Consider the following 16,102-nt stretch of genomic DNA (forward strand, 5'->3'; position numbering starts at 1 on the left):
GTGGTTTCCCGCGGGTCGATGACGCTCGCCCACTTGAGAGGAAATTTCATGAGCAACGATCCCTTCACTCTCGACATGTTCGGCAGGAGCGCATTGTCGTCCGGCCTGGGCCTGGGCGTCACGGCATTCGGCGGCTTCGAGCCGGTCGCCGCCAACGACGACGACCCCGAACCGCCGCCGCCCTCTCCTGCCCCGGCCTTGCCGGTAACGGCGATAGAACGTCCGGCGCCCCGGCGACGCGGCAACCGATCGAATTTCTACCTCGACGATGCGGATCGAGGCTTGGCCGGATCCTGGAAGGATCGCGCCCGCGCCAATGTTGCCGCGATCCTGATCGCGAACAACATCGAGAAGCAGGATCGACCTGCCACCCCGAAGGAGCAGGCGCAACTCATCCGCTTCACGGGGTTCGGCGCCTCGGAACTGGCGAACGGGATGTTCCGCCGTCCCGGGGAGATCGATTACCGCGAAGGCTGGAGCGAACTCGGCAGCTCGCTCGAGACCGCCGTTTCGGGCGCCGACTACGCGTCGCTCGCTCGCTGCACGCAATATGCCCATTTCACGCCGGAATTCATCATCCGGGCGATCTGGGCGGGCTTGGAGCGCATGGGCTGGCGCGGCGGCCGCGTACTCGAGCCAGGCATCGGCACGGGCCTGTTTCCTGCCCTGATGCCGGCGGCGTTCCGCGACGGGAGCTTCGTCACCGGCGTCGAGCTCGATCCCGTCACTGCCCGTATCGTCAAGCTGCTGCAGCCGAAGGCCCGCATCATCAACGGCGACTTTGCGCGGACCGATCTGGCGCCAATCTACGATCTTGCAATCGGCAATCCGCCCTTCTCCGACCGGACCGTCCGGTCTGACCGGGCCTATCGTTCGCTCGGGCTCCGGTTGCACGACTACTTCATCGCCCGGTCGATCGACCTCCTGAAGCCCGGAGCACTCGCCGCCTTTGTCACCAGCTCCGGGACTATGGACAAGGCAGACGCGACAGCGCGCGAGCATATCGCCGGGACCGCCGACCTGATCGCAGCGATCCGACTGCCGGAGGGCAGCTTCCGCCGCGACGCCGGTACGGATGTCGTCGTCGACCTTCTCTTCTTCCGCAAGCGCAAGGTCGGGGAAGCCGAGGCCGATCTGTCGTGGCTCGATCTCGAGGCGGTGCGGCCCGCGATGCAGGACGAGGGCGCTATCCGTGTGAACCGCTGGTTCGCAGAGCATCCCGAATTCGTGCTTGGCGAACATGCCCTCACCTCGGGGCCGTTCGGCGAGACCTACACCTGCCGGCTGCGTGCCAGCGAGGACCTTGAGGGGGCACTGCAGACGGCCATTCGTCTCCTTCCCGAAGGCCGCTATGACAGCGAGCCGACCAAGATCGACATCGACCTCGAGGATGAGCTCGGCGAGATCGTCGATCTTCGCCCTGAAAGCCGGCAGGTCCGGGAGGGTAGTTTCTTTGTCGACAGTCGCCGCGGTCTCATGCAGATGCTCGACGGCACGCCAGTCGAAGTCCAGGTGCGCAAGGGCCGTACCGGTGACGGCATCCCGGAAAAGCATATCGGCATTATCAGGAAACTGATCCCCATCCGCGATGCCGTTCGCGAAGTGCTGAAAGCCCAGGAGTTGGATCGGCCCTGGCGTGATGCACAGGTACGTCTGAGGATCGCCTGGTCGAGCTTCGTGCGCGATTTCGGTCCGATCAATCGGACCACGGTTTCGATCAGCGAGGACGAACAATCCGGCGAGGTCCGCGAAACGCACCGCCGTCCGAACCTGCAGCCCTTTCTCGACGATCCAGATTGCTGGCTGGTCGCTTCGATCGAAGACTACGACCTCGACACCGACACGGCAAAGCCGGGTCCGATCTTTTCCGAACGCGTGATTTCTCCCCCTGCCCCGCCTGTGATCACCAGTGCTGCCGATGCGTTGGCCGTTGTCCTCAACGAGCGTGGTCGCGTTGATGTTGAGCATATCGCCGAGCTGCTGCACAGAGAGGTCGACGCGGTCGTCGACGAACTCGGCGATGCGATCTTCCAGGATCCTGCCAATGGCTCCTGGCAGACCTCGGATGCCTACCTGTCTGGAGCGGTCCGCACGAAGCTTGCTGTCGCCGAAGCAGCCGCGGCGCTCGATCCGGCCTACGAGCGCAACGTTCGCGCGCTTCAGGCGGTACAGCCCGCCGATCTTCGCCCCTCCGACATCACCGCGCGCCTCGGTGCGCCGTGGATTCCGGCAAGCGACGTCGTCGCCTTCGTGAAGGAGATGATGGGCGCCGACATCAGGATCCACCATATGCCGGAGCTCGGCTCCTGGACCGTCGAGGCACGGCAGCTTTCCTATAGTGCGGCCGGCACCTCCGAATGGGGCACCAGCCGCCGTGATGCCGGCGAACTGCTGGCCGATGCGCTGAACAGCCGCGTGCCGCAGATCTTCGATGTCTTCAAGGACGCCGGCGGCGAGCGGCGGGTCCTGAACGTCGTCGATACCGAGGCGGCGCGCGACAAGCTGCAGAAGACAAAGCAAGCCTTCCAGAACTGGGTCTGGACGGATCCCGATCGCACCGACCGGCTGGCGCGGGTCTATAACGACCGGTTCAACAACATCGCGCCCAGGCGGTTCGACGGCTCGCATCTGAAACTTCCGGGTACCTCTGGCGCCTTCGTACTTTATGGGCACCAGAAACGCGGCATCTGGCGGATCATCTCTTCCGGCTCGACCTATCTGGCCCACGCGGTCGGCGCCGGCAAGACCATGACAATGGCCGCAGCCGTGATGGAACAGCGCCGGCTCGGCTTGATCGCAAAGGCGATGCTGGTGGTGCCCGGCCATTGCCTGGCGCAGGCGGCGCGCGAGTTTCTTGCGCTCTACCCCAATGCCCGTATCCTCGTCGCCGACGAGACGAACTTCACCAAGGACAAGCGGGCGCGATTCCTGTCGCGGGCGGCCACCGCCACCTGGGATGCGATCATCATCACGCACTCGGCCTTCAGGTTCATCGCCGTGCCGTCTGCCTTCGAACAGCAGATGATCCACGATGAGCTGCAACTCTACGAGGATCTGCTGACCAAGGTCGACAGCGAGGACCGCGTCTCGCGCAAGCGTCTTGAGCGTTTGAAGGAAGGCTTGCAGGAACGTCTGGAAGGGCTTGCGACCCGCAAGGACGATCTGCTCACCATCTCCGAGATCGGTGTCGACCAGATCATCGTCGATGAAGCCCAGGAGTTCCGGAAGCTTTCCTTCGCGACCAACATGTCGACGCTGAAGGGCATCGACCCAAACGGTTCCCAGCGCGCCTGGGACCTCTATGTCAAATCCCACTTCGTGGAAACGAAGAATCCCGGGCGCGCCCTGGTGCTTGCCTCCGGTACGCCGATCACCAACACGCTCGGTGAGATGTTCTCGATCCAGCGGCTGCTCGGTCATCAGGCTCTCGCCGAACGCGGGCTGCACGAATTCGACGCCTGGGCGTCGTGCTTCGGGGATACGACGACCGAGCTGGAGATCCAGCCGTCCGGCAAATACAAGCCGGTCAGCCGCTTTGCGAGCTTCGTCAACGTTCCCGAACTTATTGCCATGTTCCGGGCCTTTGCCGATGTCGTCATGCCGGAGGATCTCCGCGATTACGTCAGGGTGCCTGATATCTCCACCGGGCGGCGCCAGATCCTGACCGCCAAGCCGACGCCGGCGTTCAAGGCCTATCAGCAGATCCTCGACGCCCGCATCAAGGCAATCGAGATGCGCGAGGGACCGGCGCAGCCCGGCGACGATATCCTGCTCTCGGTCATTACCGACGGTCGCCATGCAGCGATTGATCTCCGCCTAGTTATGCCGGCCAACGACAACGAGGAGGACAACAAGCTCAACCTTCTCGTCCGCAATGCCTTTCGGATTTGGGAAGAAACGGGTGATGCCGCTTATCTCCGGCCGGATGGCAAGCCCTATGACCTGCCCGGCGCCGCGCAGATGATCTTCTCCGATTTGGGAACGATCAATGTCGAGAAAACCCGCGGCTTTTCCGCCTACCGCTGGATCCGCGACGAGCTCGTCCGGCTGGGCGTTCCGGCTTCTGAAATTGCTTTCATGCAGGATTACAAGAAGACCGAGGCCAAGCAGCGGCTGTTCGGTGATGTCCGCGCCGGCCGGGTACGGTTCCTGATCGGATCGTCGGAGACGATGGGGACGGGCGTCAACGTTCAGCTCCGGCTCAAGGCACTGCATCACCTCGATGTGCCGTGGCTGCCGTCCCAGATCGAACAGCGCGAGGGCCGCATCGTCCGACAGGGCAACCAGCATGATGTCGTCGATATTTTCGCCTATGCGACGGAGGGCAGCCTCGACGCTTCCATGTGGCAGAACAACGAGCGCAAGGCGCGCTTCATCGCGGCTGCACTCAGCGGAGATACTTCGATCCGCCGGCTCGAAGACCTCAGTGAAGGGCAAGCCAACCAGTTCGCCATGGCCAAGGCGATCGCCTCCGGTGATGAGCGGCTGATGCAGAAAGCGGGTCTCGAAGCCGATGTCGCGCGGCTGGAACGGCTGCGCTCGGCGCACGACGATGACCAGTATGCGGTGCGCCGGCAGGTTCGCGATGCAGAGCGTGACATCGAGGTTTCGACCCGTCGCATCGCAGAGATCGGCCAGGACATCGAACGACTTGTGCCGACTGCGGGCGAGGTGTTTTCGATGAACATCGCCGGCAGGGCTTACGACGAGCGCAAGGACGCCGGTCGCGCACTGATGAAGGAAATCCTCACGCTTCTCCAGCTACAACAGCAGGGCGAGGTTTGCCTCGCATCGATCGGCGGCTTCGACCTGGTCTATGAGGGCGAGCGCTTCGGAAAGGGTGATGGATATCGCTACTCCACCACGCTCCAGCGCACCGGCGCCGGCTACGAGATCGATCTTGGGGTCACCGTGACCCCGCTCGGTGCCATTTCCCGCCTCGAGCATGCACTCGGCGGGTTTGAGGACGAGCGGGAGCGCTATCGCCATCGTCTGGATGACGCGCACCGGCGGCTTGCCTCCTATCGCTCGCGCGAAGGCGGCACTTTCGCCTTCGCCGACGAACTTGCCGAAAAGCGCCGCCAGCTGCGCGAAGTCGACGATGCTCTCGCTGCTGCGGCGGTTGAGGGCGCCGAAGCCAGGCTGCTTGATCAGGGCGCCATTTTAGATGCGACGCAGCATTCGCATAGCTGCATTGCACAAAAATTCATTTCCACCTGATCAAAAAGCGATCATAACGCACCCAGCTGATGCACATGGCGGTTTTCCTCCCAGTGCCGCCGCAGCAGCTGTTCCCCTCTGGAGGTTTAAATTACCTTCATACCTACAGGGCCCGAGCTTTCTCGTGGCCCTCTTTTTTTGACCTGATTTCCGTTCGCCGAAACGGCCTCTACGCGGTCATCCTCGCCGCGGTTTTCCTGCGTTCAGGAAATCAGCTCGACCCGCTCGATCGTTTCGACCAGCCGCTCCCTCGCATCCTCGGGGTGGTTCAGGACATTTACGAAGTCGAAAAGATCCGGATTCTTCAAGCTGACTTTGTAGATTGCAATTCCGGCGTCCACCTTTTCGTCCTCGGCTCTCAGGCCTTCGAAATGTTGGGACGCCTCTTGCCGGGCGGTTCCCAAGGTCTCCGTGAACGCCAGGACTTCGTCTGTTCCTGGAATGACCTGATAGGCAAATATCTCTTTCGTATCATGCATCCTGAACCTCCTCGAGCTACGGCCTATCTACGCCTCCTTTCCCGCTGGTGTGAACTATCAAAAGTGTGAGCTGCAGTTTCGCGAAGAAGGGAGCGCAAGAAGAAGGCAGAGGGAAGAGAAACCGGTCGCAGATCGGTCCTCCCGTCGCCGCTTGCTCTCAACCGCCGCCTCCGCATCCCGGCCACTCGTCCTGCGCAGGGCTCTCAAGCCCCGCTTAGACATCGCAGCAGGGACGCTCGGCCGCAATTGCGGCGGGCCGCCCGCCCTGCGGTCCGGGAGGTGTCTTCGAAAAAAATGAAGACAGGAAGGACCGGCAACGAAGCCGCGTCCCGCACCCCGGAAGAGGAAAATCCCATGCACATCATGAAGGTCGATCCGCGCTCGTTGAAGGACAATCCGGACAATACCCGCCAGTCGAAGTCCACCCCACAGGCCGACGCCCTGTTGCTCGCCACGATCAAGGCTGTCGGCATCATCCAACCGCCCGTCATCTTTCCGGAAACCGATGGCGGGAACGGCTACGTCATCGAAGCCGGCCATCGACGCACCCGCATGGCGATCGCCGCGGGCCTTGAGGAAATCGACGTACTCGTCGTCGAAGCCGCCAACGACAATGGCGCCATGCGGTCGATGGTCGAGAACATCGCCAGGGAGCCGCTCTTAGGTTCTGCGTCGCAACTGTCCTGTTGAGTTCGTATGACCGTCATGGTTGTGGGCCATATTCGCGGGGCATATCGAGGAAGGCACACGGACGTCCGGGTCAAGTGTTCCCGCAGCGTAGCGAGGACAACACTTGAGGCGGCGGCGACACCACAAGCTTTTTTGATGGGGTGTAGGCGAAGTCCTGCACCCCTGCCACGTGGCGAACGGGAGAGCGCGAGGGGAACCCCTCGCATTCAAAAGAGAAGAGTGCGCCGAAGGCGCTCCGCTCAAGATAACATCCGGTTCGAGAAACTGTCTTCTTTGTTGCTGGGCAGGGCTTTGGGTCCTGCTGATGTCTTTTGTTGTTTTGAGCGACGGCGGGCAAAGAGGACAGATCGTGGTGCGGATCATCAGGGCGGCGATGGGTTATGCCGCAATCCCGGCCGGCTTTCCAATTTTGGTGTCGGAACGGATGTCGATCATCGAGCCGGCGTTTGCCTGGCTGATGGAACTGGCGACGATTCCCGGTCGTAGCCACGCCGCGGAAACTATCCGGACTTACGGCGAGCACTTGCATGACTGGTTCGACAGCCTGGAGCAATCCGGTCTCGACTGGCGCGGTGTGAGCGAGGCGGAGATTGCGGCCTGGCGCAATCGCATGCTGTCACAGCCGAGCCCGCATACGAAACGGCCATACGCGCGCTCGACGGTGAACGATCGGGTCCGTACGGTCTGCCGGTTCTATGCATGGGCCCAGGGCCGCGGCTGGATTGAGAGCCTGCCGTTCCAGTTCGTCGACGTTCGAGTGGGCTCCGGCCGGCGACAATCATTCCTGGCGCATGTGGATGGGCGTCCGGGGATCATGGCGGCGAATATCCTGACGGTCGCCGAGCACGAACGTCTGCCGAGACCGTTGCGTGTCGATCAGTTGCGCCGGGTGTTTGCGCATCTCGAGATGCCCTACCGGTTGATGGCGGAATGGGCGCTGGCGACGGGATTGCGGCGCAAGGAGCTTTGCGGCCTTGCCGTCTTCCAGGTTCCGGAGACGGCGCATCTGGATGACGACGATCATCCTCTGATCGGCGTGCCGCTGACAATCACCAAGGGTGACAAGCCGCGCACGATCTACCCGCCGATCCGCCTGGTCGACCGCACGCAGCGCTATATCGACGAGGTTCGCACGCCGCAGGTCCGGGCGTTGCGGCGCCAGCGACCGGATTATCGGCCGCCCTCCACGCTCTTTCTCAACCTTCAGGGAAACGCCGTCAGCAAGGCGCGATTGACGGCGGTGTTTGCTGAGGCCTTCCGGGCGGCCGGTGTGACGGGAACCTTGCATTATCTGAGGCACACATTCGCGATGACGATGCTGGTGCGGTTGCAGCGGCAGGCATTGACCACGCCGGACCTCAATCCGCTGAAGATCGTGCAGGTTCTGCTGGGGCACAGCTCGATCCAGAGCACGGCGATCTACCTGCGCTGCGTCGAGCTCAATGCCCGGGAACTCGCCGACAGCATCGACTATCTCTATGGCGAGTTGATCCCCGATGGCCGTTAGACGCGGGCACATCGACCGGCGGCTGTCGGCTGCGACACCGATCGTTCTGGACCGGCCGGCCGACACCATCGTCGTCTTCCGCGACGGCTGGGGCGAGGTCACAAAGCGCTACGAGCCCGGCACGCTCGGATTGCCGTCGGACATCGCGATACTTTTGGCCGATGCTTTCCGCCACCATCATGCGGCATCGAGCCGGGAGACACAGCGTCATTGCTGGATGGCGCTGCGGACGTTCGCGCGCTTTGTGGTGGAGGACGGCCAGGTCCTGTCCGCCGACGATCTGACCAGTGCGATGGTGGGGCGCTACATCGCGTGGCTGGATCGCCAGGTTGGAGGACAGACGAACCGGCCCTGGTCGAAGGGATCGCGGGCGAATGTGCTGATGCAGCTTCGCCAGATGATCGACTGGACCAAGCGCCGGCATCCGTCCCGGCTGCCTGCCCGCATCGACTTCCCTTGGCGGGTCTGGCCGAGCCGCAATGCCGATACGCGACCGCGTCTTGGCGCAGCGGATCTCAAGGCGATCCTGGGCGCGTGCTATGAGGAAATCGACGAGGCGTGGGAGCGCTTCGAAACGGGACGGACCATCCTTGCGGCGAGCGGCCCGGTCGATGGCGTCGATCCCGAGCTGTGCCACCTGGTCCTGGCGCTTGCGGGTGTGAATGCCGGCGTGCTGCCGTCGCGGACGCTTGCGATCCGCGGCGGCGTCAACATATCGGCGGTCAATCGTCATGGCGGCCTTCGTCACCTTGGCGGTTATCTACCGGCGAAACGGTCGTCGCATTCTTTATCGCGCTTTCGATCCAGGCGGCGGGCAATCCGGATGCACTGCGACTGGTGACGCGCGACTGCCAAGTGGCGCATCCGCTCGATGAGCATCGTATCATCGTCGAATGGGCCAAGCCCCGGGCCGGTGCGAAGGTGAAGCGCGCGCAGCGGCGATCCTTCGACCGGCGTCGGCGACATGCGGCGCCGAACTTAATCGATAAATTGCTGGCGATGACCGCGCCGCTCGCGGCCCGGGCCAGCCGCCAGGATCGCAACCGGCTATTCCTGGTGAAGAGTGAGAAGAAGGACGCGGTGACGCTCGTCGTGGAGGCGACCTTGTCGCATGCCCTGAAGGCGTTCATCAAACGCTCGAATGCCCGGATATCCATCTGGAACAAGGCGGCGCCCGAGCGCGCACGCCAACTCTTGCCGGATTTTGCCGCCGTTCTGCTGCGGGGCAGCGTCGCCACCGAATATTACAAGGCGTCCGGCGGCGACATCGTCGCGACACAAGACGTGCTCAATCACGCTCGCGCCGACACGACTGAGCTTTACATCAAGGGGCCAGAGACGCGTCGCGTCCAACGCGAGACCATCGCCCGGTTGCAGGGGCTGATGCTCGGTTGGATCATCGGAATAAGAGCGGACGCCGGAGATCAGGCGCAACGTGACCGGATTGCGTTGGCGAGCGATGCGACGGCTCCGTTCAGCCATGATTGCCTCAACCCGGCCACTGGCACAGCGCCTGGATCGGCGACTGGCAGGATCTGCCGGCACTTCGGCGGATGCCTGCGCTGCCCGGGACTGGTCATCCCGATCGATGCGGAGCACATGGCGCGTGTCCTTCAGGCGAAGGAGGAACTGGATCGCGCACGCGAGCGCATCGATCCGCGCCGCTTCGAGCTTCTGTATGCGCCGAGCCTGCGCATCCTGGTCGACGACATCCTGCCGGACTTCCCGCAGTCGCTGCGTGCGGAAGCCGAAGGTCGAATGTTGGCTCTGCCAATCCTGCCGGCGCTGGAGTGAGCGATGCAAGCGTCCACGGCACCCGATCTTGCAGCCGCGGCAAGGCCAGCGCTTCGAATATCGGCGCGCTCGGTATGGTCAGACCAGGTCTGGCATCTCGACGGCCATCGCCCCGGCGCAAACCGGAGTGACTTCTCGCTCGACTGGGGATTTGCCCTGGCCGACGACAGCGGGTTCAGCGATCCGCAATGGGCTGACTGGCGAGAGGCGGCCAAACTGTTCCTGTGGAGCCTGAAGCTGGACCCGCCTGCAGGCCGCCGCAACGTTCACGATTCGACGATCGTCCGCGTCTTTAATATGCAGAGGACGCTGATCCGCTGGATGGCGGCGCAAGGGTACCGCAGCTTCGCCGATCTCGACCGCGATGGCAGCGATAGGTTCTTGGCGGCGATGGCGCAGCGTCCTGGCAGCAAGCCGGGCAAGGCGCTGTCGGCCATGACCCTGCAACACTACGCAAATTTGCTGACGCTTCTGTATCTCCAAGGATCGAAGTTCCCGGAAGTGACAATTGATGATCCATTCCCAGGAATCGTGCCGCCGTTCGTTCGGCGTGACCGAGGCTGGCTCCCCTATACGCCGGACGCGGTCGCCGTGCCATTGGTCTCGGCGGCCTTGCGGCTGATCGAACAGCCGGCGGACGAAGTCATCGCTTTGCAAACGCAGGCGCAGGTTGCGTATGACGATGCCCTTGCCAGGGGCATCAGCCAGACGAAGGCCGGGTTCGTCGCGACCGACGCGATCCGGGAGTTTACCTTCTCGACCCTGTCCGGAGAGGAATCTCCCTGGCATGAAGCGCCTGTCACCAGCACTAAGCAGGTGCGGTATCTTGCAGATCGCATTTACGACGCATGCTTTGTCGTCATCGCTTATCTGGTCGGCGCCCGCGTCTCGGAGATCCTTGGCCTTCAGGTCGGCTGCATCGAGCAGCATCCTGCCAGTGATGGCAGCGAGAGCTTCGCCTATCTCGCCGGCCAGATCTACAAGACGGCGGGCGGCGTCGACGGCGAAGCCCACCGCTGGGTTGCTCCAGCGCCCGTCGAACGGGCCGTCTTGGTCATGGAGCAACTGACCGCTCGCCTGCGGGCCCAAAGCGGGCGATCCGAGCTCTTTCTGGTGATGGCCAGCACGGGCCTTGTCGGTCCCGCTGCGAGAACTGACCTGCCCGTCGTCTCCACGATCATACGGCGGCTGAACGATCTGTTCGCACCGTTCATCGGCCTGCCGGACCACGAGGGCGAGCCCTGGCATCTGAACACCCATCAGGGCCGAAAGACCTTTGCGCGCTTTGTCGGCAAACGCGACCGCACCGGACTACATGCGCTTCAGGCGCACTTCGGCCATGTGACCCGGGCCATGACCGATCGTGGCTATGTCGGAACCGACTTCGCGCTTGACGACCTGATCGATCGGCATACCCGGGAAGAAACCCGCGCCGCCCTGGAAGAGGTGCTGACGGCGATGACGCTCGCCGGCAAGGGTGGACGCATGATTGCCGCTCGCTCGCAGTTCCGCGGGCGCACACGCGACGGCGATGTCCAGGCTTATGTCCGTTTCCTGATGGAAGAAACGGACCTCCGCCTCGGGGTCTGCGACTGGGGCTATTGTGTCTACCGCGTCGAAACGGCTGCCTGCTTCGGCGACGAGAAAGGACCCAACCCCGCGCTGCGGACTGAAAGCACGTGTCTCACCTGCGCCAACTTTGCCGTCACGGCCCGGCATCGACCGGTCTGGCAGGCGCGCCGCGACCGCAATGCCGATCTTCTCGCTCATCCTGGCCTCGACCCGGTCAGCCGCAGGGTTGCGGAAACACGGATCGCCGAATGCGATCGCATCCTTGGCGAACTCGATCATGGAAAGGATGGTCGCGATGGCACGTAAATTGAGTAAAACACCGGCGCTGACGCCGCAGGAAAAACGCCTGCGCAACACCGACCGCAAGCTGCGGGAGGCTCTGGAGCGCCTGGTGAAGGGACTGCCCACACACCCGGACCTGCAAAAGCGATCCTACCGTCTGACCATTGCCACGCTCGCACGCGAAGCGCGTGTCGGCCGCAACGCCATCTACACCAACCACCGCTCGATGTTCGACGAGTTGCGTCGCGCCAGCGATCGCAAGATCGTCCCCGAGAAGCTGGCGGCCTGGGAAGACAAACTCGCCCAGCAGCGCGCTCTGATCCAGGTCTTGCAGATCGAGGAGCGGCGTATGGTGACGGAAAATGCCGTCCTATTGAAGCGCATCCTCGAAGCCGAAACGGAGGTTGAGCGGCAGAAACGTCATAATGCCCGCCTTGTTGCCGAACGCGATCGCGGCATGAAACCCGTTCCTATCCCGCGCGGACCAAAATCCTGATCGCGATCACGGAGTACTTTGTGTCGCCACACTCAACAATTGCTGGCTCATCCATTGCGTGCGACCATTATGCCCGGCATGATCCCGATATGCTCGACCCGTTTGACCCAGATAGCTTCATCGTGCGCGCCGAGGTTCATATCCTCGACATCGATCCCGAGATCAGCCGCACTCTCGAACTGCCAATCACTCTCAACCTCGCCCAACTCCACGAAGTGCTGCAGGCTGCCTTCGGCTGGACCGACAGTCATCTGCATCAGTTCAACATCGGCGGTTTGATCTACGGCGCCCCGGAGTTCGATGAGGACGGTCTGTCCGACAGCCGGACCTTTGAGGCGACCGAGGTCAGAATGATTGACCTTCACTTCCCGTACGACCGCGACGAAAGCGCTCTGACGATCCTCTACGAATACGACTTCGGCGATAATTGGCGTCATCTGCTGCGTCTGGAGCGCGTCGCCCGCGAGGAAGGTGTGCAATATCCCCGCTGCATTGCCGGCAAACGGTCCGGGCCTCCAGAAGATGTTGGAGGAACTTCAGGTTATGCCGACTTCCTCGACGCCTGGCTCGATCCTGAGCATGATGAGCACAAAGCCATGCGGCGATGGGTAGGCCGCAAGTTCCATCCGGAAACTTGCAATCTCGATGACATCAATAAGGCGATTGCCAAGGCCATGCGCGTATCAAAGGGCAACTATCGCTTCCGTCGCGAATGTGCCTGATTGACGGCTCCAAGAGAGTTGCGGAGCCAAAGATACACTCGAAATACCGGTCAGAGCTGAAAAGTCCCCACAATCAGTATCTTCCAGCTAAAAGGACACTTGACGCATAACCTAAGATCTCAACCCCGTCGACCAGTGGCGTGGCATCGAGCGCCTGATCGCACTCGACTGGACGGAGGAAGCGATCGCGGTTGCGCTTGCACTGCCCGTCCGGCAGATCCGCAAGTTGCGGCTGCTCGCCAACGTCTTCGCGGCAATGCTCGATCAGATGGTTCTCGGCGACATGCCGAACGAGCAGCAGCTTCGGACAATCGCGGCTGCCAGCCTCGATGAGCAGAAGGAAGTCTGGAAGGCGCAGAAGCCAAAGAAGGGCCAGCCTGCTGCGTGGTGGCAGATCGCCAACGCGCTGAGCAAGACCCGCATGTATGCCAAGGATGCGCGCTTCGGCGACGATCTCAGGGAAGCCTACGGCATCGAATGGATCGAGGATCTGTTCGCTCCCGCAGACGAGGACAGCCGCTACACCACCAACGTCGATGCCTATCTCGGCGCCCAGCAGGAGTGGATGACGAACAATCTGCCCAAGAAGGGCATGATTGCGGAAGTCACACAGTGGGGTGACGTGAAGCTGCCGCAGAAGGCAAGCCGCGTCTACGGCAAACCAGGCAAGGGCGATCACACCGCCATGTATCTGGATCGGAACGGCAAGGTTCAGACCGTCCATTACCGCATGCCGGAGGAGAAGAAGTCTGGGGGCAAGGGAGCGGTTGTCGAAGGTGGTGCCACCGCGGGCGACGATGTGATCGACGCGCCGAAGCCGCGTCCTGATGTCACGCAAAAGGGCCACGACATGATCGGTGACCTCAGGACCGATGCGCTGCACGAGGCGCTCGCACGCGCGCCGATCGAGGACGACACGCTGATGGCCCTCCTCGTGCTTGCCTTTGCCGGCATGAATGTCCGGGTCGACTCCGGGGCAAACGACACCGTCTTCGGGACGAAGCGGTTTGCGCGCCATGCGGTTCGGCTGATCGACGGCGACGGCAAGCTTTCCTTCGACATAGACACGTTGCGGGTTGCCGCCCGCTCGATGCTGGTCGACGTGCTCTCCTGCCGCCGCGGCATGTCGAACAGCGGGATCGCTTCGCGCATCGCCGGCGACGCCATCGGCGCGGATGGCTATCTCCCGAATATGGGCACGGAAGACTTCCTGCTTTGCCTGTCGCGGCAGGCACTTGAGGCCTCGTGCAAGGACGCCTCGGTTCTCCCGCGCCCCAAGGTCCGCGAGACCCGCGCTGCGCTCGTCGAGCACTTCAGGCAAGGGCACTTCGTCCATCCGGCAGCCCTGTTCGCACCCGATCCAAAGGATCTTGCCGATCTGATCAAGCAAGGCGAGATCGTGGAAGAGGAGGACGCGGCCGCTTCCGGAGAAGCGACTCTTGGTCTTGACGGCGAGCTCGCCGACGGCAGCACTCCCGGCGAGGCGGCCGGTCTCGACGTCAACGATCCGGAGGCCGATGACGGCGCGCCCGACGAGGACGAAGCCGCCTACGGCATTGCGGCCGAATAGCCCGCACTTCCCTTCTCATCCGATCGACACTCGCCGCCGGCCACCACCGGCGGCGGCTTCGTTTCCATGAACCGCAGAATTTCAAGGAGATATCTGATGTCTGCGTCCCTGATCTACGACCTCGCCCCGATCGGCTGTATCGTCGCCTGGTCCGACGGCTCGCCTCGCCCGCCAGAGCGTTTCAAGAAAAAGCTCGCGGCCTGGCAGACCCGCAACAGCAGCGGCCGCCTGATCCGCAAGGAGGGTCCGCGCCAATCCGGAAACTACGTCTCTCCGGGATATTTCACGCTGCATGAGGCGGATTTCGGCGGCAAGAATAGCGTCGTCTTGCGCATTCACCGAACCTTCTGTCTCGATTCCGTTCTGACCTTCAAGGTTCTCGAGCGCCCCGCCCTCGGTTCTATCCGCGTCTTCGATCGCGCCGGTGCGAACGCGGAGCTTGTCCATCTCGCCGACAATTGCGAGGCGGCGGCGGCCTGGCTGAAAGAACACGGCTATCCCAACGCCGTGCTCGAAGAGGTGACCGCCGACGAGGCGGCTGCTGCTCATGTCGAAGGGAGGGCTGCGGCATGAGGACGCCCGATCTCCAGCATGAACTGGTCTCGACTTCAGAGGATTTGGGTGTGGAATTAGGGGTCAGCGCCGACGGGTTTCCGGTCGCCCGCCTCGGAGATATCCTTTTGGCTATGGTGCCGGCGCGGGATGGAACCAGCTTCCTCGCAAGCGGCTGGCGGCTCGTCCGTCCGATGTCAAAGCTGACGCGCACCGATTTCTACGGTCACGAAGGGCGCCTCGAAGATGAGGCAGCGTTCCGCACGCGTGTGTTCGAAACGGCGCGGCATAAGCGTGAACTCTCCGCCCTCGGGCGGATCCAAACCCGCGTGGCCGCAAGTACGCCATGGGGTTCGTCGCAGCACGCGACCATCTATGCCGAGGGGATCGTCTCCCATGTGACGGCCGGCCATGGCGGGTTTCATCTGTCGGCCGAGCGGAATGCCCGCGTCCTGCCGATGCTGCGAAAGTCCTCGCCCTGGTACGAGGAAGACGCGGAATGGGCGATTGTCGCCCTCTCCTTTCCGGACCTGTTCACGGCCTACGAGCGCGAATGTGCCGACAAGACCATCCGCAACAGTTGGCCGTCCGCCTGGGAGGAGATCCACGGCCGCGAACTCGCCCCCGGCCAATCCTGGACAAAGGACCGGGAAGCTTTCGAGCGCAAGCATGCCGGCGACTGGATCGTGATTTCCGCGATCATTTCCAGCCACCATGCCGAAATGACGGAGGTCATCGCGACACGCGGCGGCCGGCGCGATGGGCAGGCGGAGGAGATGCGCTTTCTCGTGCCCCGCCCCGAATACGCTGCGCGTGATCGCTTCGGTTTCGTCATCGATCCTGGCCGTCACAATCCCAATGACGGCCCGTCCAGTTTTGTGGGTTGGCAGGGGAGGGTTGCGTGATGACTGCAACACCAATCCACCATGCGCAACTGTCGCCTATGGAAGAAGCGCGGCGGCAGACGCAGCGCCAGTTGGATTTGATCGATCGCCAGGTCTTGCGCCGGATAACATCGGTCCTGCCGCAGCTCGCGGGACGGCAAACTGGATATCGGCGCGGGAAGGCGCCGGATGGCCAAGTCGAAGCCTTCGGTCGAGACGGTCATCGCGACAGTTGAGCCTGAGGCGAGTTCGGGAAGTGACGACGACGTGTAGCGTCCCCGGCCGCCATCTTCCTTTGAGCACCTGGTTGGATCGGGCCCGTGCCGGTTTGCCC

The 16,102-nt window shown here is 62.8% G+C and carries 10 protein-coding genes and 2 pseudogenes; 11 read left to right on the forward strand and 1 reads right to left on the reverse strand.

All coding sequences use genetic code 11. The annotated features are described in order from the left end of the window. The first annotated feature begins 48 nt into the window (after nucleotides 1-48). Nucleotides 49-5,220 carry a helicase-like domain-containing protein gene (locus tag QM996_RS33160; RefSeq protein WP_334141871.1) on the forward strand — a complete coding sequence of 1,724 codons (5,172 nt, stop codon included), beginning with the start codon at nucleotides 49-51 and terminating at the stop codon, nucleotides 5,218-5,220. A 203-nt stretch (nucleotides 5,221-5,423) separates the two neighbouring features. Here the strand turns inward: QM996_RS33160 and QM996_RS33165 are convergent, their stop codons facing one another. Continuing rightward, nucleotides 5,424-5,699, reverse strand: coding sequence for a hypothetical protein (locus QM996_RS33165; RefSeq protein ID WP_334141873.1), 276 nt, complete (start codon nucleotides 5,697-5,699; stop codon nucleotides 5,424-5,426). A gap of 354 nt (nucleotides 5,700-6,053) precedes the next feature. On the opposite strand from QM996_RS33165, the pseudogene QM996_RS33170 reads away from it, so the two are divergent. The 10 genes and pseudogenes from QM996_RS33170 to QM996_RS33215 all read left to right on the forward strand — a co-directional run. Further along, nucleotides 6,054-6,359 (forward strand): annotated as a pseudogene (locus tag QM996_RS33170) (ParB N-terminal domain-containing protein); the annotation flags it as partial. A gap of 379 nt (nucleotides 6,360-6,738) precedes the next feature. Continuing rightward, nucleotides 6,739-7,896 (forward strand): tyrosine-type recombinase/integrase, encoded by a 1,158-nt coding sequence (locus tag QM996_RS33175; RefSeq protein ID WP_425536862.1) that lies wholly within the window; start codon nucleotides 6,739-6,741, stop codon nucleotides 7,894-7,896. Next, nucleotides 7,886-8,737: a site-specific integrase gene (locus tag QM996_RS33180; protein ID WP_334141877.1), complete on the forward strand. Its 852-nt coding sequence runs from the start codon at nucleotides 7,886-7,888 to the stop codon at nucleotides 8,735-8,737. The genes QM996_RS33175 and QM996_RS33180 overlap by 11 nt, the downstream gene beginning before the upstream one ends. Continuing rightward, nucleotides 8,734-9,690 (forward strand): site-specific integrase, encoded by a 957-nt coding sequence (locus QM996_RS33185; protein ID WP_500270554.1) that lies wholly within the window; start codon nucleotides 8,734-8,736, stop codon nucleotides 9,688-9,690. The genes QM996_RS33180 and QM996_RS33185 overlap by 4 nt, the downstream gene beginning before the upstream one ends. 3 nt (nucleotides 9,691-9,693) lie before the next feature. Continuing rightward, nucleotides 9,694-11,568, forward strand: a complete 1,875-nt coding sequence (locus tag QM996_RS33190) for an integrase (RefSeq protein ID WP_334141881.1) — start codon at nucleotides 9,694-9,696, stop codon at nucleotides 11,566-11,568. After that, entirely contained in the window at nucleotides 11,540-12,040 is a 501-nt protein-coding gene (locus QM996_RS33195) for a hypothetical protein (RefSeq protein ID WP_500270555.1), read from the forward strand. Before QM996_RS33190 ends, QM996_RS33195 begins: the two co-directional genes overlap by 29 nt. A gap of 89 nt (nucleotides 12,041-12,129) precedes the next feature. Continuing rightward, a complete protein-coding gene (locus QM996_RS33200) occupies nucleotides 12,130-12,762 on the forward strand; it encodes a plasmid pRiA4b ORF-3 family protein (RefSeq protein ID WP_050746828.1) in 633 nt (210 codons plus the stop codon). Between the two features lie 118 nt (nucleotides 12,763-12,880). Further along, nucleotides 12,881-14,332, forward strand: a pseudogene (locus QM996_RS33205) (plasmid partitioning protein); the annotation flags it as partial. Nucleotides 14,333-14,428: 96 nt separating this feature from the next. Further along, a complete protein-coding gene (locus QM996_RS33210; protein ID WP_334141884.1) occupies nucleotides 14,429-14,905 on the forward strand; it encodes a UCP036055 family protein in 477 nt (158 codons plus the stop codon). Further along, a complete protein-coding gene (locus QM996_RS33215) occupies nucleotides 14,902-15,789 on the forward strand; it encodes a DUF7007 domain-containing protein (RefSeq protein WP_334141885.1) in 888 nt (295 codons plus the stop codon). The genes QM996_RS33210 and QM996_RS33215 overlap by 4 nt, the downstream gene beginning before the upstream one ends. Nucleotides 15,790-16,102 lie beyond the last annotated feature (313 nt).

The sequence above is a fragment of the Sinorhizobium chiapasense genome (assembly GCF_045277575.1).
GTDB classification, from domain to species: Bacteria; Pseudomonadota; Alphaproteobacteria; order Rhizobiales; family Rhizobiaceae; genus Ensifer; species Ensifer chiapasense_A.